Genomic DNA, 21,929 nt, shown 5'->3' with positions numbered 1-21,929 from the left:
TTTCTGGTAAAAGCTAATATGCCCACTCTTAACCTTGATTTAGGACAACGAAGCTATCCCATTTACATAGACTCAGGTCTGTTTGATAACGAAACACTTTTTAAGAATCATATTCGCGGTAAACGTGTGTGTATTGTCACTAATACAATAGTTGCCCCGTTATATCTAGATAAAATTAAAACTAAATTCGTTAATTATGATGTTGATGAAATAATACTACCGGATGGTGAAGCAGAAAAAAGTTTAGCGAATTTCGAATTAATTATGTCGCATTTATTGGCAAATGAGCATGGTCGAGATAGCACTTTAATTGCGTTAGGTGGTGGTGTTATCGGTGACATTACCGGCTTTGCAGCAGCATGTTATCAACGTGGGATAGACTTTATACAAGTACCTACAACTGTGCTGTCTCAAGTAGATTCATCTGTTGGAGGTAAAACTGCTGTAAATCACCCGCTAGGTAAAAATATGATCGGAGCTTTCTATCAACCTAAGGCTGTTATCATAGATATTAATAGTTTAACGTCTTTACCAATACGTGAATTTAATGCGGGTATGGCTGAGGTGATTAAATATGGTATTTTAGGGGATTATGACTTTTTTGTTTGGCTTGAAAACAATATAGCGTCAATAAAAGTCGGTGATCAAAAAACACTAACTAAAATGATAGAAATTTGTTGTCAATGTAAAGCGAATATTGTTGCAAATGATGAAACTGAAGCAGGTGTTCGTGCTCTGCTCAACTTAGGACATACATTTGGTCATGCTATTGAGGCTGAACAAGGGTATGGAAATTGGCTTCATGGTGAAGCTGTTGCAACTGGTATGGTACTTGCTTCTAAATTAGCTGTAACAATGAATTTGCTTGAAGTGTCAGAACTTTGTCGAATAGAGTCACTTATTAACGCGTTTGATTTACCATTACAGGCGCCTGATACAATGACTTGTGAAGACTTTACTAGACATATGCGCCGAGACAAGAAAAATATTGGCGGAAAGTTACGTTTCATCGTACCTACAGCGATAGGTAAATCAGAGATTCGTGATGATATTACTCAAGAGATACTTCAGCAAATTTTATAATTTTCAGTTTATCTAACGTTAAGGTTAGATAACAATGATTGTAGAAAGGGTTGTATATGTCTGTAGTAGCACACACCAATATAAGTCATAAACATATGGCTTCGGTGCAACTAAATAATGAGCCGGCAGTTACCGCCATTAGCGTTAGTGCACGCATTGATTATATTCAACGCTTCTCTAAGCAAGCTGTTTTAGTGATAGATAATGATGTGAATGTCTACGCGCAAGCCGCACGTCAATTTCTTATCAACTGTTCATCAGATGAATCAACTCAAGAAACAAATGTTGCTTTTGTCTCCGCGTCAACAAAGCTTAATGATATTCAGATGCGATGTCGTCTTATTGAGCAATTATTTGCTAATACCCTTTTTGATCCTGAAAAATCACTTGCTGTAAGTATTCTTAATTTAAATAAGCACAGTAAAGGCAATATAAACATAGTTATTGAGCATGCACATGCATTGTCTTTACAAATCAAATATGAACTTTGCCAATTGGTTAATGTGGCAAGCAAGACTCAACGTAAAATTGACGTTGTACTCTTCGGGCTAGAACAAGCTGCACAGGATGTCGCTGCGGATCAAACTCTTTTCAAAAATAAATTATCAATTATTGATGCAAAATCTGGTCAATTGTTTGCGCTAGAACATGCAAAATTTGCGAGTGATAAAACTATTTTTAACAGTAAATTATGGCTAAAGCTACTTTCTGCTCTTTTATTGTTTTCTGTTTTAATTGGACTTTCTTGGTATGGACTTATTCATTATGATAATTTTAAGTTATCTGAGCTGTCTAAGTTGACTGAAGTGGATGCAACTCCTATTGAAACAAGCGCGCTAGTGTTGGAGAAAACACCTTCAAAAGAAAAAACACACACAACGGTACAACCTCAGGATTTACCTGTCGAAGGTTCAGCTAAATTAGCTAATATAACTGATATTCAAGCGGCTTTACTTGGAGAAATATCATCAATCAAAGATAATGGGGCTCAGCAAGCACAAGCAACTGATATTCTTCAAGCACTCGAACTAAATGAATCGTCAGAGACATCACTAGTCAATGGAACTCCAAGTGTAAAAGTAACTCAGTCAAAACAAGTTACAATAAAGCCTATTCGTGATACATCCAAGTATGAAAGCTCTAACATGACACCTATGGTGCCAAAAGATTCTGAATCGAGCAAAATCACACTTTTGAAAATACCTCAATTTGATATTGCCTCAGTAGAATTCGTACTCACGCCGGAATATTACACTAAGGCTTCATCTGGTTATGTGGTTCAACTTGTTGGTTTTACTAAGCTAGATCTTCTGTCACGTTTTATTAAAAAATATCCTAATATCGATTATTTTAGTTATGAAAAAATGTTGAATGACCAAAAACTTATTGTGTTAACCACAGCAATTTATGATAATAAATCACAAGCTAATGCGGCTATAAAGTTACTTCCTCAGGGAATTGTTGATCGTGGGGTTTGGATTAAACCACTTTCACTTGTTCAAGAAGAAATAAATAGTCTTTAGTAAATTAAAGTTAAGTAAGTCCAAGTTATTCAATTAAGAAATGAATACCGTTGATGGTTAAATAAAGATACAATCGTTTTTCTTTTTATTGGTTGCCTATTCAGGCGAATATGAGTTAGGCAAACATGCGCAAAAAACATCGAGCATTTTTAAAGTGGGGGAATTTGGAGGCAAATACGGTCTTAGTGATGTTATTGCAAAAATGTTACCCAAAGGTGAATGTTTAATTGAACCATTTGTGGGGGCAGGATCGGTATTTTTAAATACAGATTATTCAAAATATATTTTAAATGATATAAACCAAGATTTAATCAATCTCTATAGAATACTACAAACAAAGCCAGACAGTTTTATTGTAGATGCACAGACTTTTTTTACAGAAAAATTCAACCAAAGTGAAAAGTATTATCAGTTAAGAAAAGAATTTAATGAAAGTAACGATACTTACTTTAGATCACTTGTTTTTTTATATATGAACCGACATGGTTATAATGGTTTATGCCGTTACAATAAATCTGGTGGTTATAATGTACCTTTTGGGAAATATAAACGCCCATACTTTCCTGAAGCTGAATTAAATATTTTCGCAGATAAAGCACAACAAGCGACTTTTGTGTGTGAAGGTTACCGTAAAACTTTTACCCGAGCTTCTGCGGATGATGTGATTTATTGTGATCCACCCTATGTTCCGTTAAGTAAGTCGGCAAATTTTACTAGCTATCTTGGTAATGGGTTTGGCTTAGATGAACAAGCTGATTTAGCTAATGCCGCTGAAGAAGTTTCAAAAGAAAAATCAACCGTCGTTTTAATTTCGAATCACGACACGATTTGGACACGAAAAATTTATGAGCATGCTAATAAAATCAAATCAATTGAAGTAGCTCGTACTATTAGTGCTAAAGGTGATAAGCGTAAAAAAGTTGCGGAGCTTATGGCACTTTATCGATAGATAAAATGGTGGATAGCGCAGATCGATTAATTGCCTAAAAATATTGACCCAAGGATACCAATATTCAGGTTATTAACTTGAAGGTAGAACTAAGTTAACAATAAAAATTAAAATGCTGATAAAAATGACGACACTTATTACCCCTACAATAATAAAGTGGCTTAATTTACCATTAGCAAAATCTTTTGTTCTATTTTTATTACTTTGAACACCCAAAAAAGCTGCTGCAACACTTTTAAAGGTTTCTTTGACTGACGGTGTGTTATCTGACATTTAGTTCTCATTTTAAAGTGAATAATTGATAATAAAAAATGCTAATTGGTTACAGTATAACCAATTAGCATTTTTTTGTCTGTTTTTAAATATCAAATTTGAAAAGAGGTATTACCCTACAAGTCAATATCGACAGCATAAGCAACATAAACTTTCATGTCACCTGCAGCGCCATCTAAATCCGTAGCTGATGCACCTAAAGTGAAACCTGATTTTGAGATACTTACACCATAGTCAATAGAGTCTTCAGCCAACCAGTCACCACTATATGAACCAACATGTAAGGTCACTTCAGCTTCATTGCTTAGCGCTATGCTGTAATCAATATTGGCATAAATAGTATCGCCCGCATCTGCGCCTTCACCAGATGTTAAAACCGCTAAACCTACCGTTAATGCGTTAAACGAAATACTACCATATACTTCTGAGAAATCGGCATCTCCTGATGTTTCGTCAGGATATCCGTAATAAATAAAGCCAACATCATAAGATACACTATCGTTGATACTACCGCCAAAACCACCGTAAATGTCTAATTCATAAGTCATTCCGTCAGCCCAGTCGGCATTTGATGCCCAAGTACCAACATAAAACCCTGAGTCTGCAGCATAATCAATACCACCTGAAACAGCTGATTTGCCATTCGTTTGTTCTAAACCACGCCATAAGTAGTTTGACGTTGCGGCGACGTTAGCGCTTAAACCCTCAACAGCTGAAGCTGAAGTAGAAAAAACAGTTGAAGTAGCTAAAATAGAAGTTAATGCAACACTTAATATTGTTTTTTTCATGTTTCTCTCTTTAAAGTATTATAAATTTTAAACCTAATTCATATTTTGCAAAGATGATGCCCGTATTAAATAAAATTAACGAATTAATTTTTATTGTTATTTATCAACAGGTTGTTGCGTTAATGATTTTGTTGAATTTTGGGTTTTTGAGAAAGGGTGCGCTAGTATGGTGCGACTTAATATTATTTGAACTAATCAAGTGCAGCTGATTCAACTTAACGAGGATACGGTGATACTCGTATTTTTAAGTGGCTTGGGTATAATACAGATAATTTTCTTTGATTGAGCAAGCGTATGTCTTCTTTTTTAATTGCCCCTTCTATTTTATCGGCTGATTTCGCCCGTTTAGGTGATGATGTCGCAAAGGTTTTATCTGCGGGTGCAGACGTTGTGCATTTTGATGTGATGGATAATCACTTTGTTCCTAACCTAACTTTTGGACCTATGATTTGCCAGTCATTACGTGATTATGGTATTACCGCACCTATAGATGTTCATTTAATGGTGAAGCCTGTCGATGATTTAATCCCTAAGTTTGCCAAAGCAGGTGCTGACATTATTACTTTCCACCCAGAGGGAAGTGATCATATTGATCGCACCCTACAGTTAATAAAGGATCATGGTTGTAAGGCGGGCTTAGTACTAAACCCTGCAACGCCATTACAATGTTTGGATTTTGTTATGGATAAACTTGATGTTATTTTATTAATGTCAGTAAATCCGGGTTTTGGTGGTCAATCATTTATTCCAACCACACTCGATAAGTTACGTTTGGTAAAAGAAAGAATCAAACAAAGTGGTCGTGATATTCGCTTAGAAGTTGACGGTGGCGTAAAAGCTAATAACATTGCTGAAATAGCGGCGGCAGGTGCAGATATGTTTGTTGCAGGCAGTGCGATATTTTCACAATCTGATTATAAAATTGCCATTGATGAAATGCGAGCGGAATTAGCAAAAGTATAAAATTCTGTCAATGTATACGAATAGCTATGTGAGCCAAATTGTATATATTCACTTTGATTAGGCTACGGCTGCAAACAACAATTTTTGTTTGGGTAAGAAATAACGTAAGTAGTATTAAATAAAATGAATAAGCCGGCGTGTGATGAGATGCTCTGGCCATATCTAAAGGAAAATCATGAGTAAACCTATTGTATTAAGTGGCTGTCAGCCATCAGGTGAATTAACTATTGGTAATTATTTAGGCGCATTAAAGCAATGGGTCAATATGCAGTCGAGTCATGAATGCTATTACATGTTGGTGGACCAACATGCGATAACCGTACGCCCGAAAGCAGAAGATTTACGTAAGGCGACCTTAGATGGCTTAGCCTTGTATCTTGCTTGTGGAGTTGACCCCGAACAAAGCACTATTTTTATACAATCCCATGTGCCAGAACATGCTCAGTTGAGTTGGGTATTGAGTTGTTATACTCAAATGGGGGAATTAAATCGCATGACTCAATATAAAGATAAGTCGCAAAAGTCAGAGGCAAATATGAACGCCGGCTTGTTTACTTACCCGGTACTAATGGCTGCAGATATTTTGTTATACGGTGCCGATAGCGTACCTGTTGGTGATGATCAAAAACAACATTTAGAGCCGGCGCGTGATGTTGCTACGCGCTTTAATAACCTTTATGGTGATATTTTTACTGTACCAGATCCTTTTATTCCTCAGCATGGTGCTCGTGTGATGAGCTTACTTGAACCAACTAAGAAAATGTCTAAATCAGACATAAATCCCGGTAACTTCATTGGCTTATTAGAAGACCCGAAGAAAATTGCTAAAAAAATTAAGCGTGCTGTAACTGACTCTGATGAGCAAGCGAATATTTATTATAATCTTGAAGAGAAACCAGGTGTGTCGAATCTGTTATCTTTATTGTCATGTGCTACTGGAAAATCAGTTGATAGTTTGGTGCCTGAGTACGAAGAAAAAATGTATGGTCATTTAAAAGGGGATGTTGCTGAAGCTGTTGTTGCTATGCTGACACCAATTCAAAGTAAATTTCATCAATATCGAGAAGACCAAGCGTTTCTTGAGCAAGTGATGAAAAAAGGGGCTGAAAAAGCATCGTTACGTGCTAATAAAATATTAACCTCTGTGTATGATGCTGTGGGTTTTATCCCACGTCCTTAATCATACCTTAATAATTATGAGTAAATAAAACAGCGTGTGGCGGAAAGTTATTTTCGCCACTATTTACTCGTTATTTACAGCTATTCTTTTAATGCCTCTTTTTTTGTTTTATCAAAAAGCTTACGGCTATCTTCAATAAATTTGTCTGTGCTGCTACTTGCGGCAATTAATAAGTTTGGCATCATTATTGTTGCATTATATTGCGGTCTTGGATTGAACTCTGGCTTGTTACTGTATTGAACAAGGTAACTACCACCAAAAAGTAATAGAGTCATTCCTCCTGCCACAACAATGCGTCGTTTGGCGGTCATGTGAAAGCCTATGTAACCATTTAACCAAAATAAGCTAAAGGCAAGCACAATAGAGGCCAATAAAGTAAAGGTGGGGGCTATAGAGCCACTGGCGCTATTAAAGTTACTTAATCCCTCTAAAAAATCGCTTAACCACATAAGATTGAAAAAAGCGAAACTTATACCTAATTGTGCCAGTACCCGAGCCTCGTGTTTACTTAAATGAGACACTAAAGCAACCCCTGCAGGCCATAGTGCAAAACCTAATGTCATGCCAATGGTCGGTACTAATAACTGGCTAAAATTAACCTCTTTAGGGCTGTTCAGATAGAAAGTATAGCCGGAAATCAAGGTAAATAAGGTAACACTTAATAAAAGCACAACAGGATGTCGCATCAAGTTAATAAGTGCTTCAAATGGGCTAATAGCAATTGTAGCATCAACAGGGTGATTGGTGAAAAGTATCCTTAATTGACTTTTCCCCAAGGTGATCACGTCACCATCGTTAATAATGTGTTGATCAGCACAATGCTTCTTGCTCTGTGTATTTTCAATAAAAGAGCCATTCACTGTTTGGTTATCTATTATTTTCCATTGACCATCTGTTAACTCAATACTAAGGTGACTTGGGCATACATGGGGATCAGACAAAATAATATCGTTATGATAATCACGACCAATATGAATCTGTTGCTGTGATAATTTATGGCGGTGCAATAACTTATGGTTGCGGCTAATTTCTTCAATAATAATTTCTTTTGTATCGTTTGCTTCATCGACATCGTGATTAAGTTCGTTTTCCATCGTTGACGCGTTTGTCTCTATTATTTCCATGATACAGCCTCCATAAATTGGCGAGTAAAGGCTAATGCATTAGCTTCGCTTATACCTGCGATAGTAAAGTGGCTGACAATGGCTTGTTTGTCTTTATCCACTGAAGCACTTAAATAAAGGACGTCGTATAAACCAGTGAACTTTTTATAAGCACGTGTACAAAAAATAGTTTTGTTATTGATTGCTTGATTATTAGGGATTACTAAGTCGTTATGGCATTGAAATTCGGTTACGTTTTCTTTGTCGGCTCTATTACCGGCACCCGCACGCGCAATATGTTGTTGATATAGGTGGTAAAATTTATTGGCGCTAATATCTTTCGCCTTCATGGTGCGAAATTCAATTTCCATTGAGCCAGTAAAAAAGCTTGAGGAAATATAAGTGTTTTCGTCTAACGAGCAATTTGCTACCGCTGCCAATATTAGGGCATCTACTTTATCCGCATTAGAATCACCCCAAACCGAATAAAAGGTACATCAATGATAGGAATCATTGCTTTTTCACCTAGTTGTTTAGCTAGCCAAGGGCTATTTAAAATGGCCGTTATCAATTTATCTTGGCTTGCCAATAACTGCTCAGTCATTTGCTGTTCGATAGAAACAGGTGATGATTTCAAAAAGTTTTTGTATAAAGTCACTAACTTGTCGTGAGGTACGAGGAAACCAATAGAATTACCTGAAGTAGCGACGTTTATTCCAACAACTTCAGCGGTTTTATTTACAACAGGACCACCACTCATACCTGAGTTGATTGAACCAGTGAAATGAATACGATCATTAAAAGATTCTTTTTTCAAACCATTATAAGTACCAGGCACAACAATCATACCTAAATCATGCGGATTGCCTAATGAGAATAATTGTTCACCTTTATGGGGAGCTGTATTTGAGAGTTCAAAAAAAGCCATCTCTTGTTCAACTGTACGCTTAACTAACGCAAGGTCGTTAATAACATCTACGCTCTGGAGAGTTAGATCTCCCTGATTTCCTTGATTATCAAGGTATTCAATACGGTATTTTTTGGGATGTAAAGCGTAACTGGAAATAACATGATAGTTAGTGGCAATGATGCCATCGTTACTTATTTGAAAACCGGAGCCTATGGATGATTTTTCACCACTGGCTTTGTCTATTAATTTAATTTGATAAAGAGAGGGTTTTAACTGATTAAATAATTGCTCTGCTTGTTCAACAGCAGAACTACTACGACTGAATAAAATACACAATAGTAGGGCAGTTAAGGTAAAAAAAACTTTCATCTATATTCCTGTTTAAAAAATTACTAGTCTATTGTGCCATCGTCTGCGTATTAGTCACTTACTATTTTGTATATTCCTAATTATCATTTAATGTACGGCGAATACTGTAAATAAGCAGTATTTCTTTTTTAATAAGTCAGCGTTGTTGATCTAATGCAAATTAGTTGACTTTTTCCTGCGACATATTGTCGCACATTGAATATTTTCTTTTGTTTTAAATAGGTTAAGCCCCGAGAATAGGTGTAATTATATATCTAATAGAAATAAAATCCTATGCGAACTAACCTTACACTCTCAGCTAGCGCGGTAAAACTCGTTTTATTATCAACAATGGCTTCTTCAGTAATTACATTGTCAGGCTATGTTTTGGCCGATGAAAATCCTGATGTAATTGATGATCTAGAAGTGATCACTATAACCAATCAACGTCATCAGCATTTAGAAAATATGAAAGGGTATGCTCAAGGGCAAACAAGTGTACCTGATTTAGCTGATTGGTTAACCTCAGTCCCAGGTGCGAATATTAATAGTAATGGACCCATTACCGGAGTAGCGCAATATCGAGGGTTGTATGGTGATAGAGTCGCTACTTCTCTTGATGGTCATCCTGTTATTGGTGCAGGTCCTAATGCTATGGATACTCCCTTAAGCTATTCAACTCCGCTAATCGTTGATTCAATGACGGTATACAGAGGAATTGCGCCAGTTTCTGCAGGGATTAATACGCTAGGAGGTGCCATTGAAGTAAAAATGCGCAAAGCTGAAACAGTCAATAGTTCAAATACAGAGATCAGTGGTGATATTCAAGCAGGTTATCGTAGTAACAATAGTGCTAAAACTTTATCAGCCGTAACTAACATCGCTAAAAGTGATGTGGCTTTTTTGTTATATGGCAATAGCCAAACGGGCGATAGCATGGAGAGTGGGGATGGTGTCGCTATTACCCCAACAGATTTTGATAAAGTGCAATTGGGTGGGGATATTCGATATAACAGTAACGACAATGAGATAGGGTTAAGTTTCCACTATACTGACACGGGAGATTCAGGCACGCCGGCTTTACCTATGGATATTGAATATATAGAAAGCACAAGAATAACAGTCGACGGTGCTTTTAATTTAAATGCATGGCAAGGCGAATGGCAAATAGGTTATATCGACGCTGATCACGGCATGACAAATTTTTTAATGCGAGAAAATAATGACGACAGCATGTATCGTCGAAATAACGCTACAGCTGAAACATCAGATTTTAAGTTCAAGCTTTCAAAAACCTTTGATTTTGGCGATTTAGCATTTGGTGTCGATGGCTATTTTGCTAGCCATGATTCGGTCATTACTAACCCTAATAATATGATGTTTGAAGTCGTTAACTTTAATCAAGTTGAAGATAATCGTTATGGAATATTTGCCCAATGGCTGCAAGAATTTGAGCAAACTACGGTGCAGCTTGGTGTCAGACTAAAACGTGCAGAATCTTCTGCAGGTGAGGTAAGTACATCAATGGCCATGATGTCTATGCCGATGGAACCAGAAATGGGTATGGATTCAAGTATGGACATGGATTCAGGAATGGATATGGGTGATGATACCAGTATGCCAAGCATGGGAAGTTTAGCTACAAGTCTACGAGATGATTTCAATAATGCCGATCAAAAAGTATCTGATAACAATGTTGATATCGCTTTAAATATCCAAACTAACCTATCAACTCACTTATCACTGTCTATGGGACTTGGATTAAAAACTCGTGCACCATCATACCAAGAACGATATTTATGGACGCCAATGGAATCAACAGGTGGTTTGGCTGATGGGCATACTTATATTGGTGACATTAACCTTGATTCAGAAACTGCTTATCAATTAGATCTTGGTTTGCAATATCAAGATGCAGACTTCATGATTGCCCCTCATGTTTTTTATCAATCGATTGATGATTACATTCAGGGAACGCCCATGGGGATGAATGATATGGCCGCGAAACAGTTGGCAAATATGATGGCAAACGACAGTAATCCTTTGAAATTTTCAAATGTCGATGCAAAATTATATGGTTTTGATTTGAATGGCTATTATAATTTCTCTGAATCCCTCCATTTTTACCATCATAAATTATGTTGAAGGTGAACGTCGAGATATTAATGATAATTTATATCGAATAGCACCACTGAATGGTCAGGTTCATTTAAGTTATACTACGCATCATTGGATGCTGAAAACTAGCTTAGTAATGGCGGCAAAACAAAGTAATGTATCAAATACCAATAATGAGCAAAAAACTGCTGGTTATGGTGTAGTGAATATTGATGCCCAATATTATGTAAATAATGATTTGGCCTTACGATTTGGTGTTGATAACCTTTTAGATAAAAATTATCAAAATCATTTAGGTGGTTACACACGGGTAAAGGGTACTGAAATCCCTGTGATGTCTCGATTACCAAAAGAAGGGATTAGTGCTTGGGTAGAAGCAACATATCGTTTTTAATTAGAATAGAGTTGGTCTAATAACTAATTAAATGCCCTTTATTATCTGGATTGTAAATAATAAATAGTAGGTGTTTAAAAGTGAAAAACATGACAGAAAGCCTTACAGTACAGCAAGCTGAACGTTACTTGCTCGCCAAGCCCGCTAGCACTTTGTATTATCCCTTTGGGGATGATGTCAAAGTATTTCGAGTTAAACAGAAAATGTTTGCGACGTTGTCTTTTGGAAAAGGAAATGAAAAGGATACTGGTAGCAAAATGGCAGGGTATTATTGCATTAACCTAAAATGTGATCCTGACGAAGCGGTCATGCTACGTGATATTTTCACAAGTGTTATTCCTGGTTATCATATGAATAAAGCGCAATGGAATACGATTATTCTTGATGGTTCTATTCCCCGAGGAGAAATTGAGCGCATGATGGATAATTCATTTATGTTGGTGGTGAATAAAATGACTAAGAAAGAGCAACAGTCTATTTTGCTACATCTGTAGAATAATTCAGGGAATTAGGATTTATATCTGGCTAATATGCAGGTATCAACATGATTCCAAATAAAAGTTACTATAGCGACAACTGACAAGAATGAGTTTGCTAAACTCATTCGTAAATATCGGCCCAAGTAGAGAATAAATGTACTTGAAGTAATTGAGTTTGTCTGGTTAATTATTCCAATGAGAAGGGGGTGAAGTATTGAATCGTGATATTTTTTTATCTGAATCACCTTTTAATTGATAATAATTGTTTTGATATATATTCCAACGGCATAGGTCTATTGGTGTTACTTCTGAAGCGTTAATTGAATCGACAGCCCCTGAGATTTCTAAACCGGCAGCCACGAGTTCAGAGCAAAAGAATTTGCTAAAGTCTTCTTTGTTGTATGTTGGCCCGCGTGCGCCAAAGGGTAAGTTATCTAAAGCATCAACGGCAGACTTTATCGCTTGTGGCATATCGTAAGGTTTTTTATCTTTTGCTTGATTAAATAAAAAATTGTAAAAGGATTTTGCATCAAAAGCGGCTCTATGATTATCACTCAGCGGCAGCCACCATAATTCACCTTCATAGGTATTGATTCGATCACTGAATCTAGATATGTTGACACCGTTAAATCCATTGAGGGAGGTTGATTCAATAATTTGGTTGAAAAAACGCCCGGTGTCATCTTCAGATATTTTTGTTTGAAGTATAACACCTACATGAGAGACGGTAGAAAATGTAGCAAATTTAATGATTTCTGAGAAATGGCCTTTGCCGCCGAACGCGATAACATCCCCTGGTTTCATTTGTTTTCTTGCTTCATCATATGATATTTGATTAACAGACATTATTTTCCCCTTTTTAAATATGCCTAACTAACGAAAATAAGTATTTAATTTCAGCTATTTTGGGCGATTAAATAGTACAATTAAACCGTACGATTAAATTAGGGTAAGAAACTAACTTCTAAGAAATTGACAACATCCTTGCCTATTACGACAATCGTAAATTATGAGTAGCAAAATGTACTCTACCTAGAAACCTTAGTAGATAATTAAATAAATTCAAATTTATTTATGAATACATGGTTCAAATTAAGTATTGGCTAATGCCATAGTTTAGGTGAGCAAGAGAGTTGCAGTACCTAAAAAGGCAAAAATACCCACAACATCGGTAACGGTGGTGATAATAACGCCACCGGCAAGTGCAGGATCAATATTAAGGCGTTTTAAAAATAATGGAATAGTAACACCGGCTAAGCCGGCAGCGGTCATATTCATTAACATGGCAAAGGCGATGACCGCGCCTAACATCAAATCTTGTTTCCAAACAGAAACAACAGTAGCAATTAACAACGCCCAAATAACGCCGTTTAAAAAGCCTATCGCGACTTCTTTATTTAATAGTGCCCTTGCATTACGGTTACCTACATGGCCTAAAGCCATGCCTCGGATAACCAGTGTTAACGTTTGATTACCTGCAACGCCACCCATACTCGGGACTAAAGAATTGAGTACAGCTAAAATAGCCAATTGTTGGAAAATACCTTCAAACATGCTAGTAACAGCAACGGCTAATAATGCAGTAATGAGGTTAACACCTAACCATAATGAACGCTGTTTTGTACTTTTAATAACTGGTGCAAAGGTATCGGCTTCGTCATCTAAACCGGCCATACTCATCATGGTGTGTTCAGCATCTTCACGAATAATATCAATAACATCATCTATTGTGATACGGCCAAGTAAGTGTCCTTCTTGATCAACAACAGGGGCAGAAAACCAATCATGTTTTTCAAATAGCTGAGCGACTTCAGCCTCTTCCATGTTGGCTTGCACAGCTTCTATTTCTGAATCAATCAAGCTTGAAATAATCACTTCTGGTTTAGCTGTAACGATGGCGGCCAACGATACGGCGCCAATAAAACGATTATTTCTGTCAACCACATAAAAAGAGTCAGTAGCTTCGGGTAATTGTCCTTTGAGCCTTAGGTAACGTAATACTACATCAACACTCACTTCTGGGCGTAAAGTGATAGTATCCGTATTCATGATACCACCAAGCAGTATCTTCATCGTACGACAGGGCTGTTTCTACTCGGCTTCTGTCTTGCGAGTCCATAGAGTTAAGTACTTCTCTATATTCTCTGTCGGGGAGGGTACGTAATACTTCCGCTAAATCATCAACATCCATCCCTTCAGCAACAGCAGCCAGTTTTTCAGGGCGCATACTTTGCAAGATGCCTTTACGTACTTCTTCATTCAGTTCTTCAAGGACTTCACCATGGTGTTCAGCGTCAATAAGTTGCCATAATACGGCACGACTTTTAGCGGGTGAAGATTCAAGAAAAAGAGCAAGATCGTAAGCGGTCATGTCTTGTAATAATCTACGCACATAAACAAACATACCACTATCAAATGCTTCATTAACTTGATGTAGTCTTTGTTGGATATTTTCTTGTTCTATTATGTCAGGCATAGAGATTACTTGGATGTTAGTGTGACAAACTATACTAACGTGATTAAACGTCCGTAAAAGGTCATTTAATCACGTTAGTATTCTTTTAATCACGAATAAGTTTATCGTAAGTTTGTGTTTCTTGCAGCTATTTTACGTATTTGCTGTCAATTATTCTTCTTCGTCAAACTTGTCGCCAATGAGTTGAGCTATTGCGTTTAATGCGTTTAATGCATCTATTCCTTGTGCGGTAACCTTTACTATTTTCCCTTGCGCGCCGGCAAGCAACATAATTGCCATTATACTACTAGCATCGGCTTCTTTATCTCCTAAAGTTAATGTGATTTTTGCCGTAAATTTTTGACAAAGTTGTGCTAATTTACTTGCTGCTCGCGCATGTAAGCCAAGCTTGTTAATAATGGTTAATTCTTTACTTATTATTATATCGTCATGAGCCAGTTTTGAAGTCATGGTTATTTACTCTTTAATTTTTTTCATATCTCTGTGGTGAGTTTGCACATCTTTTTTTTCTTTACGAAAGTTACTAGACAATAATTCTGCAATATAAACAGAGCGGTGTTTACCGCCAGTGCAACCAATAGCGATTGTAACGTAACTTCGATTGTTACGCTCTAAGTGTGGTAGCCAGGTCATCATAAAGCTATTAATTTGCCAAACAAATTTTGTCACGATCGGTTGACTGGCAAGGAAATCTTTTACGGGTTGATCTAACCCCGTATAGGCTTTTAATTCTTTTTCCCAGTGTGGATTAGGTAAAAACCGGGCATCAAAAACATAGTCAGCATCAGTTGGAATACCATGTTTAAAACCGAAAGATTCAAAAACGAGTACCATTGAGCCTGTTTTTTTACCAAGAATTCGTTCGCGTACTAAATCAGCTAATTGGTGTGGGCTTAACTGTGTAGTATTAATGTATAAATCAGCTTTAGTAGAAATAGGTGTTAATAGTTTTTTTTCTAATGCTATGGCTTGATCTAAGGGGATATTTTTTTTAATTAGTGGATGTAATCGTCTGGTTTCACTGAAACGACGGATCAAATCATTATCATCCGCATCTAAAAATAAAGTAGTAACTTCTACGGCGCTAGGCAGGTATTCAATAACCTCTAAAATATCACTCGGGTTATTCGGCAAATTTCGAACATCTAAACTCACGGCAACATTTTCGTAATCGTGAATTACGGTATGTGCCAATGCGGGTAGTAAGTTAACAGGAATATTATCAACACAATAGTAGCCTAAATCTTCTAAAACCCTAAGCGCAACTGATTTACCTGAGCCTGAACGTCCACTAACAATAATAAGTTTCATAAATTAAGTCTCGAGTTGCAGATAAAAAATTCCGAGAAACGGGGCGTGACATCGGATAAATTTTAAGTCATTGCAACTTAAGTTGCTTGTTGAATAAGGTTAAACATTTCTTGTTGATTTACACATTTCCGAACTTGCTTTGCCGTTTTACGATCACTAAATAGTTTGGCTATACTTTGCAGTGTTTCTAAGTGTTCTTGTGTGCTGTTTTCGGGAACAAATAAGCAGATAAATATATCGACAGGTTGATTATCAATAGCATCAAAATCTATGGCTTGCTGCGTTGTTAAAAAGACGGCAATGGCTTTGTCTGTATTATTTAATCTACCATGTGGGATAGCAATGCCGTTGCCAATACCTGTACTACCCATTTTTTCTCTATCGAGTAAACTATCGAGTAGGTCGGTTGAATTAGCAGTTCCTAATTGTTTAGCAGCAAGTAGGCAAATTTGTTCAAGTAGGCGTTTTTTACTTTGAACTGGGACTGCACATTGTGTGCAGTCCAGTGTTAATATATCTTGTAGAGTCATAATTTTTATATTGTAGCGCTAATGTTGAGATAGCTTGCCTTTATATTTGAGCACTTGACGATCTAATTTATCAATTAAAGTATCTATTGATGTATACATATCAGCATTGACTGCAGAGGCATGAATTTCGCTGCCTTTCAGATGTACTGTGGCTTCTGCCTTTTGATCTAACTTTTCCACCGTCAGTACCACATGCACATTAGTGATGTGATCAAAATGTCGTTCTAATTTATCAAATTTTGTATTAACGTAATCGCGTAATGATGAAGTTAGGTCTACATGGTGGCCAGTAAGGTTAATTTGCATAAGTTCGATCCTTATTATCTAAATTGAGCTAGTACAATAGCTGTTATAATAAACTCTTGCGTTGATTTGACGGTGGAATAGACAAAGATTCTCGATATTTGGCTATGGTTCGTCTCGCAACGTTAATTCCCTGCTCGGCTAGTAAGTCAGCCATTTTACTATCACTTAGCGGCTTAGCAGGTGTTTCCGCTAAAATGAGTTTTTTAATTAAAGAACGAATGGCGGTTGATGAACATTCGCCGCCATTTTCAGTGCTAACATGACTTGAAAAAAAGTATTTTAATTCGAAAATACCTCGAGGAGTGTGCATGTATTTTTGGGTAGTAACACGAGAAATAGTAGACTCGTGCATATCTACTGCTTCAGCAATATCATTTAACACCATGGGACGCATAGCTTCAGCGCCATGTTCGAAGAAGCCTTGCTGACGTTGGACGATACAATTAGACACTTTTAATAAGGTGTCATTACGTGACTCTAAGCTCTTAATAAACCACTTGGCTTCTTGTAAGTTGGCACGTATAAATTGCCCATCGGTGTTGGACGATTTCGTGGTTTTAGTCATGGCCGCATATTGTTGATTTACCGACAGTTTGGGGGCCGTGTCAGGGTTTAATTCTACTACCCAACGACCATTTTTTTCTCTACCGACACATCAGGAATAACATATTGATCATCATTTTTAGCAATAACATCACCAGGTCGCGGGTTTAAGCTTTGAATTAACCGCATTACTTCACGTAATTGATCTTCTTTAAGACGAGTTTTACGCATGAGTTGGCGATAATCTCGATTGCCGAGTAGATCAATATGTTCTTTGATGACCAATTTACTTTCATTTAAAAAGGGGGTCGCAGGATCAAATTGATTCAATTGTATCAGTAAGCAATCCGCAATTGAGCGAGCAGCAACACCAATAGGATCGAAGACATTAATACGTTTTAATACTGCTTCTACCTCATCAAGTTCCGGCCCTTCAATACCAACACTTTCTAAAATCTCTTCACTTGGTACCGTTAGATAACCGGCATCATCGACGGCTTCAATAATAGCTATCGCAACAGCTCTATCGGTTTCAGAAAAAGGGGTTAACTCCATTTGCCATAAAAGATGATCTTGAATTGAGTCGCTTGTTTCACCTTGATAAGTGTAATCTTCACCTGGGCTACTTATTGCGCCTGTATTCGATGTTCCTGCACTGTAACTCTCTTCCCAGGTAGTATCGATATTTAACTCTTCAGGAATATCATTTTTTTCCATGGCTTCTGTTGTGCTAATTTCATCAATCGTTGCAGAGGAATCTTCACTACCATCCGTGGCTGTTTTTTCAGAAATTGTCGCCGAAAACGCTTCTTCAAGGTTCTCTGAATTGTTATTCGAATCATTATCAGCGTTGGCATCAGATGCTTGTTGCTCATTAACTTCAAGAAGAGGATTACTTTCAAGCACTTCTTGAATTTCTTGCTGAAGTTCTAACGTTGACAACTGCAACAGCTTAATCGCTTGTTGCAGTTGTGGCGTCATGGTTAGGTGTTGTCCTATTCGGAGCTGCAGAGTTGGGCGCATCTACGTTTTCTAATTCCTATTAATAATGTTATTTACTTAATTAAACTTTCATCATCATAATGTAAGCATAGTCTAAGTTTTAAATCTCTGTGTTAACTATAGCGTGAATTGTTCGCCAAGGTATACATCTCTTACCTTTTGATTTGCAAGAATTTGATTCGCGTCACCTTCGGCAATAATTTCTCCGTGGCTAACAATGTAAGCATGCTCACATACATCAAGTGTTTCACGCACATTATGATCGGTAATTAAGATACCAATACCGCGATTTTTAAGATGTATAATAATTTTTTTGATGTCGCCAACTGAGATTGGATCAACCCCGGCGAAGGGTTCGTCAAGCAATATAAACTGCGGTTCAGCGGCTAAAGCCCTAGCAATTTCTACACGTCTTCTTTCGCCACCAGATAAACTCATACCTAAGTTATCTTTAATATGACTTATGTTAAATTCTTCTAGTAAATGTTCAAGCTTACCCTGTCTATCGTGTTCATTAAGGTCTTTTCTTGTTTGCAGAATTGCCATAATGTTGTCAGTGACGGTAAGCTTTCTAAAAATAGATGCTTCTTGGGGTAAGTAACCTATGCCACGGCGTGCACGTTCATGCATGGGTGCAAGGGTGACATCCTCATTGTTAAGAATAATTTGACCATCGTCATTGGGTACTAAACCAACAATCATATAAAAAGATGTGGTTTTTCCTGCTCCGTTAGGACCAAGGAGACCTACGATTTGGCCTGCTTTTACTGTTAAACTAACGCTTTTTACTACTTTATTATTTTTATAAGACTTAGATAATCCTTGGGCTATCAAGGTTGATTCTATTGGCGTATTTTCAGTACTATTCATGGTTACCATCATTGTCTTTTTTATCTTGCTGAGCTTTTATTTGAGTGGCTGTAAAATAGTGGTTACAGAGTCATCATTTCTACTTATGGCTTCAAGCTTTTCGCTTAACGTGTTGTAAGTTATTGTTTCACCAGTGACTTTGCTGCCGGCCTGTTTAACTTGTGCATTGCCTGAAACCGTGATGATGTGGAGATCTGGTTGGTATTTTATTTCATTGGCTTGTAAGGTGATTAGACTACCGTCTTCTAAGGCTTGTTTAAAAATAGCGGGTTGACCTTTAGCAAGATAAGTGTCTGATTTTTCTTTGGTATTACTATCAATACCACTATAAACTTGCACAATATCTGCCACGATAGAAATGGTACCTTGGCTTATACTTACATCATCTAAATAGCTTGCAATTTTGTTTTTTAAATCAGCTGATTGGCGCTTTGATTTTATCGTGATCTCTTGTGTCAGATCTTTTTTTGCCGCGATTACAGGTGTTGTTAACCCATAAAGCAATGAGCCAATGAGTAAGCTTTTACTGATTTTTTTAATAGCCATCAAGGGATTAACTATTGTTCTTTTTATAAATAGTACGTACATGTTCAGTTAATGTCATCTGTTTAGTGTTTAAGTCAATTATCAGGCCAGAGCCATACATAGTGAAGTCCTTCCCTTGTACCATCACGGTTTGATCGGAGCTGATAATATTGGTATTTAAGTCGAGTTCTAAATACTTGCAATGTATTTCTTGTATTAAGCTATTTTCATCGGTTGCGCTTAAGTGTACGCGATGATTTAAAATAACCCTATTGTTTTTATAAAGTGTTGCCTCTTTTGCACTAATATTCCACGGTAGCGCATTTTTTTCAGGTTGAGCCGTTAAGGGGGGCTTATCTTTGGAATCATCAGTACTTAACGTGCTAGGTTTACTCGTTTTTGCTGAGCTGTTTTGTGGATATAAGGTATAATTTGGTAATTCAAAGTGAGTTACTTCAAGCTTTGCGTAATGCTCCATACGATCAGCAACGATGACGTGGGAAAGCTGTCCAGATTTAGTGTAGATATCTGTTTTTAGTGCTTCTGCTATAAAATCAGGGGTGAGTTTACTTTCAATAGTTTCATCAGGTAGTATTGTTGACTGTCGCCACTCAATAATACCGTAAGCCATTGCACCCAGTACTAAGATTAAAAAAGTTAAAAAAGTTGTGCGGGTCATATACTCGCGCCCGTTGCATCGTCAAGTGCGCCTTGTGATTGCATTATTAAGTCACAAACTTCGCGAACCGCGCCAAAGCCACCCTGGGTAAATGTGGTGTAATCAGCTTTTATCGACACGCCCGGATGGGCATCAGAGACCGCAATTCCTAAACCTACGTATATAATACAGGCTAAATCAGGTATGTCGTCGCCAATATAAGCTATTTCATCAGGCGCCAGGTTAAGTTGTTTTGCTAAGTGTTTAAGTCTTTGGTAGCTTATTTTCCTGTCCTTGTACTATGTGCTTTACATTCAAAGCAGACATACGATTAGCGACAATGGCAGAACGACGACCCGTGATGATGGCAACATCCACACCACTATTGCCAAGTGCTTTGATGCCAAAGCCATCTTTGGTGTGAAATGCTTTTAGTTCTTCGCCGTCGTTGCCCAAGTAAATTCGACCGTCAGAGAAAACGCCATCAACATCACATACTAATAATTTTATTTTTTTTGCGCGTTCAAATACACCCTTTGAGATGTCTCCATAAAGAGTTTTAACAAGCATTTTTGGCCGAGCGTTTATGTTCTTATTCACTTAGAGTACTCCTGATCTTAGCAAATCATGCATGTTCATTGCTCCGATAGGTGAATGATGTTCATCTACTATGATCAAACCATTAATCTTTTTATCTTCCATAATATTAAGGGCTTGTGCTGCTAGCATATCGGCTTGTGCCACCGTAGGCGATTTGGTCATAACGGTTGTTATTTTATCTTGATGTATGTCGATTTGAAGGTCAAGAATTCTGCGTAAATCACCATCGGTAAATAACCCAACAAGTTGATTTTTAGCATTAACAATTGCAGTCATTCCTAGGCCTTTTAATGACATTTCAACTAAAGCTTCTTTGATTAGCGCATTTTCAGAAATCACAGGCAAACGCTCCCCTTGATGCATAATATCGCTTAAACGCAGTAATAAACGTTTTCCTAAACTGCCCCCTGGATGGGATAAAGCAAAGTCATCAGCGGTAAAACCACGCGCATTGAGTAAGGCAACAGCCATTGCATCTCCCATAACCAAGGTTGCTGTTGTACTTGATGTAGGCGCTAATCCTAACGGACAGGCTTCCGTTGTGATTTTAATGCAAACATGTGTGTCGGCTAATTTTGCTAAGGTAGAGCTTGTATTGCCTGTCATAGAAATAAGCTTGGCACCAATGCGCTTTATTACGGGGATTATCGCTAACACTTCGCCCGTTTCGCCTGAGTTGGAAATGGTTAACACCACATCATCTTTAGTGATCATACCTAAATCACCATGACTTGCTTCGCCGGGATGAACGAAAAAGGCTGGGGTGCCAGTCTTGGCTAATGTGGCTGCAATTTTACCGCCTATATGACCTGATTTTCCCATACCAATAACGATAACACGGCCTTGGCATTGATACATTATGTGGCAGGCTTTTTCAAAATTATCATCAATATATTGCAATAATTCTGCAATCGCTTGTTGTTCAATGTTTATTACGTTTTTAGCGATTTCTTTAAAATTCTTCATGGTTTGACTTAAATTATTTTTGTTGATTGGG

General features: G+C 37.3%; 21 protein-coding genes and 4 pseudogenes. 8 read left to right on the top strand and 17 right to left on the bottom strand.

Translation table 11 applies throughout. The features are described from left to right. The first annotated feature begins 18 nt into the window (after nucleotides 1–18). The 3 genes and pseudogenes from aroB to L3081_RS18280 all read left to right on the top strand — a co-directional run bounded on the left by aroB (nucleotide 19) and on the right by L3081_RS18280 (nucleotide 3,555). The gene (gene aroB, locus L3081_RS18290; RefSeq protein WP_242287507.1) at nucleotides 19–1,083 is read left to right on the top strand and encodes a 3-dehydroquinate synthase; all 1,065 of its coding nucleotides are present in this window, start codon (nucleotides 19–21) and stop codon (nucleotides 1,081–1,083) included. A gap of 56 nt (nucleotides 1,084–1,139) precedes the next feature. Continuing rightward, complete coding sequence (locus tag L3081_RS18285) at nucleotides 1,140–2,606, top strand: SPOR domain-containing protein (protein WP_242287505.1); 1,467 nt, start codon at nucleotides 1,140–1,142, stop codon at nucleotides 2,604–2,606. 125 nt (nucleotides 2,607–2,731) lie between these two features. Then, a pseudogene (locus L3081_RS18280) lies at nucleotides 2,732–3,555 on the top strand (Dam family site-specific DNA-(adenine-N6)-methyltransferase). Nucleotides 3,556–3,627: 72 nt separating this feature from the next. Here L3081_RS18280 and L3081_RS18275 read toward each other — a convergent pair. After that, entirely contained in the window at nucleotides 3,628–3,828 is a 201-nt protein-coding gene (locus L3081_RS18275; RefSeq protein WP_242287503.1) for a DUF2970 domain-containing protein, read from the bottom strand. 116 nt (nucleotides 3,829–3,944) lie between these two features. Then, nucleotides 3,945–4,616 carry a TorF family putative porin gene (locus L3081_RS18270; protein ID WP_242287501.1) on the bottom strand — a complete coding sequence of 224 codons (672 nt, stop codon included), beginning with the start codon at nucleotides 4,614–4,616 and terminating at the stop codon, nucleotides 3,945–3,947. Between the two features lie 294 nt (nucleotides 4,617–4,910). Here L3081_RS18270 and rpe point away from each other — a divergent pair, with 294 nt between their 5' ends. Both rpe and trpS read left to right on the top strand, forming a co-directional pair. Beyond that, nucleotides 4,911–5,579 carry a ribulose-phosphate 3-epimerase gene (gene rpe, locus L3081_RS18265; RefSeq protein ID WP_242287499.1) on the top strand — a complete coding sequence of 223 codons (669 nt, stop codon included), beginning with the start codon at nucleotides 4,911–4,913 and terminating at the stop codon, nucleotides 5,577–5,579. Between the two features lie 172 nt (nucleotides 5,580–5,751). Continuing rightward, nucleotides 5,752–6,759, top strand: a complete 1,008-nt coding sequence (gene trpS, locus L3081_RS18260) for a tryptophan--tRNA ligase (RefSeq protein ID WP_242287602.1) — start codon at nucleotides 5,752–5,754, stop codon at nucleotides 6,757–6,759. An 80-nt stretch (nucleotides 6,760–6,839) separates the two neighbouring features. On the opposite strand, the gene L3081_RS18255 is transcribed toward trpS, so the two are convergent. Genes L3081_RS18255 through L3081_RS18245 form a run of 3 tightly spaced genes read right to left on the bottom strand, consistent with a single transcriptional unit; the run spans nucleotide 6,840 to nucleotide 9,141 of the window. Further along, a complete protein-coding gene (locus L3081_RS18255) occupies nucleotides 6,840–7,883 on the bottom strand; it encodes an FHA domain-containing protein (protein WP_242287497.1) in 1,044 nt (347 codons plus the stop codon). Then, on the bottom strand, nucleotides 7,874–8,302 hold the full coding sequence (locus L3081_RS18250) for a hypothetical protein (RefSeq protein WP_242287495.1): 429 nt from the start codon (nucleotides 8,300–8,302) through the stop codon (nucleotides 7,874–7,876). The genes L3081_RS18255 and L3081_RS18250 overlap by 10 nt, the downstream gene beginning before the upstream one ends. Before the next feature lie 11 nt (nucleotides 8,303–8,313). Then, nucleotides 8,314–9,141 carry a S1 family peptidase gene (locus L3081_RS18245; RefSeq protein WP_242287493.1) on the bottom strand — a complete coding sequence of 276 codons (828 nt, stop codon included), beginning with the start codon at nucleotides 9,139–9,141 and terminating at the stop codon, nucleotides 8,314–8,316. Nucleotides 9,142–9,414: 273 nt separating this feature from the next. Between L3081_RS18245 and L3081_RS18240 the strand changes: the two genes are divergently transcribed. The 3 genes from L3081_RS18240 (at nucleotide 9,415) to L3081_RS18235 (ending at nucleotide 12,126) form a co-directional block, all read left to right on the top strand. Further along, on the top strand, nucleotides 9,415–11,265 hold the full coding sequence (locus tag L3081_RS18240; protein WP_274620612.1) for a TonB-dependent receptor plug domain-containing protein: 1,851 nt from the start codon (nucleotides 9,415–9,417) through the stop codon (nucleotides 11,263–11,265). Next, on the top strand, nucleotides 11,210–11,632 hold the full coding sequence (locus L3081_RS27210; protein ID WP_274620611.1) for a TonB-dependent receptor domain-containing protein: 423 nt from the start codon (nucleotides 11,210–11,212) through the stop codon (nucleotides 11,630–11,632). Before L3081_RS18240 ends, L3081_RS27210 begins: the two co-directional genes overlap by 56 nt. Nucleotides 11,633–11,721: 89 nt before the next feature. After that, on the top strand, nucleotides 11,722–12,126 hold the full coding sequence (locus L3081_RS18235) for an MmcQ/YjbR family DNA-binding protein (RefSeq protein WP_242287491.1): 405 nt from the start codon (nucleotides 11,722–11,724) through the stop codon (nucleotides 12,124–12,126). A gap of 168 nt (nucleotides 12,127–12,294) precedes the next feature. Here L3081_RS18235 and L3081_RS18230 read toward each other — a convergent pair whose 3' ends face one another. The 12 genes and pseudogenes from L3081_RS18230 to L3081_RS18175 all read right to left on the bottom strand — a co-directional run bounded on the left by L3081_RS18230 (nucleotide 12,295) and on the right by L3081_RS18175 (nucleotide 21,898). Then, on the bottom strand, nucleotides 12,295–12,957 hold the full coding sequence (locus tag L3081_RS18230; RefSeq protein WP_242287489.1) for a hypothetical protein: 663 nt from the start codon (nucleotides 12,955–12,957) through the stop codon (nucleotides 12,295–12,297). A 270-nt stretch (nucleotides 12,958–13,227) separates the two neighbouring features. After that, a pseudogene (gene mgtE / locus L3081_RS18225) lies at nucleotides 13,228–14,587 on the bottom strand (magnesium transporter). 150 nt (nucleotides 14,588–14,737) lie between these two features. Then, complete coding sequence (locus L3081_RS18220) at nucleotides 14,738–15,037, bottom strand: HPr family phosphocarrier protein (RefSeq protein ID WP_242287487.1); 300 nt, start codon at nucleotides 15,035–15,037, stop codon at nucleotides 14,738–14,740. Nucleotides 15,038–15,043: 6 nt separating this feature from the next. Continuing rightward, entirely contained in the window at nucleotides 15,044–15,898 is an 855-nt protein-coding gene (gene rapZ / locus L3081_RS18215; protein WP_242287484.1) for an RNase adapter RapZ, read from the bottom strand. 77 nt (nucleotides 15,899–15,975) lie between these two features. Further along, nucleotides 15,976–16,428, bottom strand: coding sequence for a PTS IIA-like nitrogen regulatory protein PtsN (gene ptsN / locus L3081_RS18210; protein ID WP_242287482.1), 453 nt, complete (start codon nucleotides 16,426–16,428; stop codon nucleotides 15,976–15,978). An 18-nt stretch (nucleotides 16,429–16,446) separates the two neighbouring features. Continuing rightward, a complete protein-coding gene (gene hpf, locus L3081_RS18205; protein ID WP_242287480.1) occupies nucleotides 16,447–16,734 on the bottom strand; it encodes a ribosome hibernation promoting factor in 288 nt (95 codons plus the stop codon). Between the two features lie 43 nt (nucleotides 16,735–16,777). Continuing rightward, nucleotides 16,778–18,300, bottom strand: a pseudogene (locus L3081_RS18200) (RNA polymerase factor sigma-54). 96 nt (nucleotides 18,301–18,396) lie between these two features. Then, the gene (lptB, locus tag L3081_RS18195; RefSeq protein ID WP_242287478.1) at nucleotides 18,397–19,149 is read right to left on the bottom strand and encodes an LPS export ABC transporter ATP-binding protein; all 753 of its coding nucleotides are present in this window, start codon (nucleotides 19,147–19,149) and stop codon (nucleotides 18,397–18,399) included. 36 nt (nucleotides 19,150–19,185) lie between these two features. Then, a complete protein-coding gene (lptA, locus tag L3081_RS18190; protein WP_242287476.1) occupies nucleotides 19,186–19,695 on the bottom strand; it encodes a lipopolysaccharide transport periplasmic protein LptA in 510 nt (169 codons plus the stop codon). A gap of 7 nt (nucleotides 19,696–19,702) precedes the next feature. Beyond that, nucleotides 19,703–20,353 (bottom strand): LPS export ABC transporter periplasmic protein LptC, encoded by a 651-nt coding sequence (lptC, locus tag L3081_RS18185; RefSeq protein ID WP_242287474.1) that lies wholly within the window; start codon nucleotides 20,351–20,353, stop codon nucleotides 19,703–19,705. Then, nucleotides 20,350–20,902, bottom strand: a pseudogene (gene kdsC, locus L3081_RS18180) (3-deoxy-manno-octulosonate-8-phosphatase KdsC). The gene lptC and the pseudogene kdsC overlap by 4 nt, the downstream one beginning before the upstream one ends. A 30-nt stretch (nucleotides 20,903–20,932) precedes the next feature. After that, nucleotides 20,933–21,898 carry a KpsF/GutQ family sugar-phosphate isomerase gene (locus L3081_RS18175; RefSeq protein ID WP_242287472.1) on the bottom strand — a complete coding sequence of 322 codons (966 nt, stop codon included), beginning with the start codon at nucleotides 21,896–21,898 and terminating at the stop codon, nucleotides 20,933–20,935. Nucleotides 21,899–21,929: the final 31 nt, after the last annotated feature.

It is taken from the genome of Colwellia maritima, from assembly GCF_022669015.1.
Lineage (GTDB): Bacteria > Pseudomonadota > Gammaproteobacteria > Enterobacterales > Alteromonadaceae > Colwellia > Colwellia maritima.
The sequence above is the reverse complement of the archived record's forward strand: the minus strand, read 5'-3'. Positions and strand labels throughout refer to the sequence as shown.

Bases quoted from the DNA above. Each gene is read 5' to 3' on its own strand.
- aroB (WP_242287507.1), top strand. From the start codon at position 19: ATGCCCACTCTTAACCTTGATTTAGGACAACGAAGCTATCCCATTTAC.
- L3081_RS18285 (WP_242287505.1), top strand. From the start codon at position 1,140: ATGTCTGTAGTAGCACACACCAATATAAGTCATAAACATATGGCTTCG.
- L3081_RS18275 (WP_242287503.1), bottom strand. From the start codon at position 3,828: ATGTCAGATAACACACCGTCAGTCAAAGAAACCTTTAAAAGTGTTGCA.
- L3081_RS18270 (WP_242287501.1), bottom strand. From the start codon at position 4,616: ATGAAAAAAACAATATTAAGTGTTGCATTAACTTCTATTTTAGCTACT.
- rpe (WP_242287499.1), top strand. From the start codon at position 4,911: ATGTCTTCTTTTTTAATTGCCCCTTCTATTTTATCGGCTGATTTCGCC.
- L3081_RS18255 (WP_242287497.1), bottom strand. From the start codon at position 7,883: ATGGAAATAATAGAGACAAACGCGTCAACGATGGAAAACGAACTTAAT.
- L3081_RS18245 (WP_242287493.1), bottom strand. From the start codon at position 9,141: ATGAAAGTTTTTTTTACCTTAACTGCCCTACTATTGTGTATTTTATTC.
- L3081_RS18240 (WP_274620612.1), top strand. From the start codon at position 9,415: ATGCGAACTAACCTTACACTCTCAGCTAGCGCGGTAAAACTCGTTTTA.
- L3081_RS27210 (WP_274620611.1), top strand. From the start codon at position 11,210: ATGGCTATTATAATTTCTCTGAATCCCTCCATTTTTACCATCATAAAT.
- L3081_RS18235 (WP_242287491.1), top strand. From the start codon at position 11,722: ATGACAGAAAGCCTTACAGTACAGCAAGCTGAACGTTACTTGCTCGCC.
- L3081_RS18230 (WP_242287489.1), bottom strand. From the start codon at position 12,957: ATGTCTGTTAATCAAATATCATATGATGAAGCAAGAAAACAAATGAAA.
- L3081_RS18220 (WP_242287487.1), bottom strand. From the start codon at position 15,037: ATGACTTCAAAACTGGCTCATGACGATATAATAATAAGTAAAGAATTA.
- rapZ (WP_242287484.1), bottom strand. From the start codon at position 15,898: ATGAAACTTATTATTGTTAGTGGACGTTCAGGCTCAGGTAAATCAGTT.
- ptsN (WP_242287482.1), bottom strand. From the start codon at position 16,428: ATGACTCTACAAGATATATTAACACTGGACTGCACACAATGTGCAGTC.
- hpf (WP_242287480.1), bottom strand. From the start codon at position 16,734: ATGCAAATTAACCTTACTGGCCACCATGTAGACCTAACTTCATCATTA.
- lptB (WP_242287478.1), bottom strand. From the start codon at position 19,149: ATGAATAGTACTGAAAATACGCCAATAGAATCAACCTTGATAGCCCAA.
- lptA (WP_242287476.1), bottom strand. From the start codon at position 19,695: ATGGCTATTAAAAAAATCAGTAAAAGCTTACTCATTGGCTCATTGCTT.
- lptC (WP_242287474.1), bottom strand. From the start codon at position 20,353: ATGACCCGCACAACTTTTTTAACTTTTTTAATCTTAGTACTGGGTGCA.
- L3081_RS18175 (WP_242287472.1), bottom strand. From the start codon at position 21,898: ATGAAGAATTTTAAAGAAATCGCTAAAAACGTAATAAACATTGAACAA.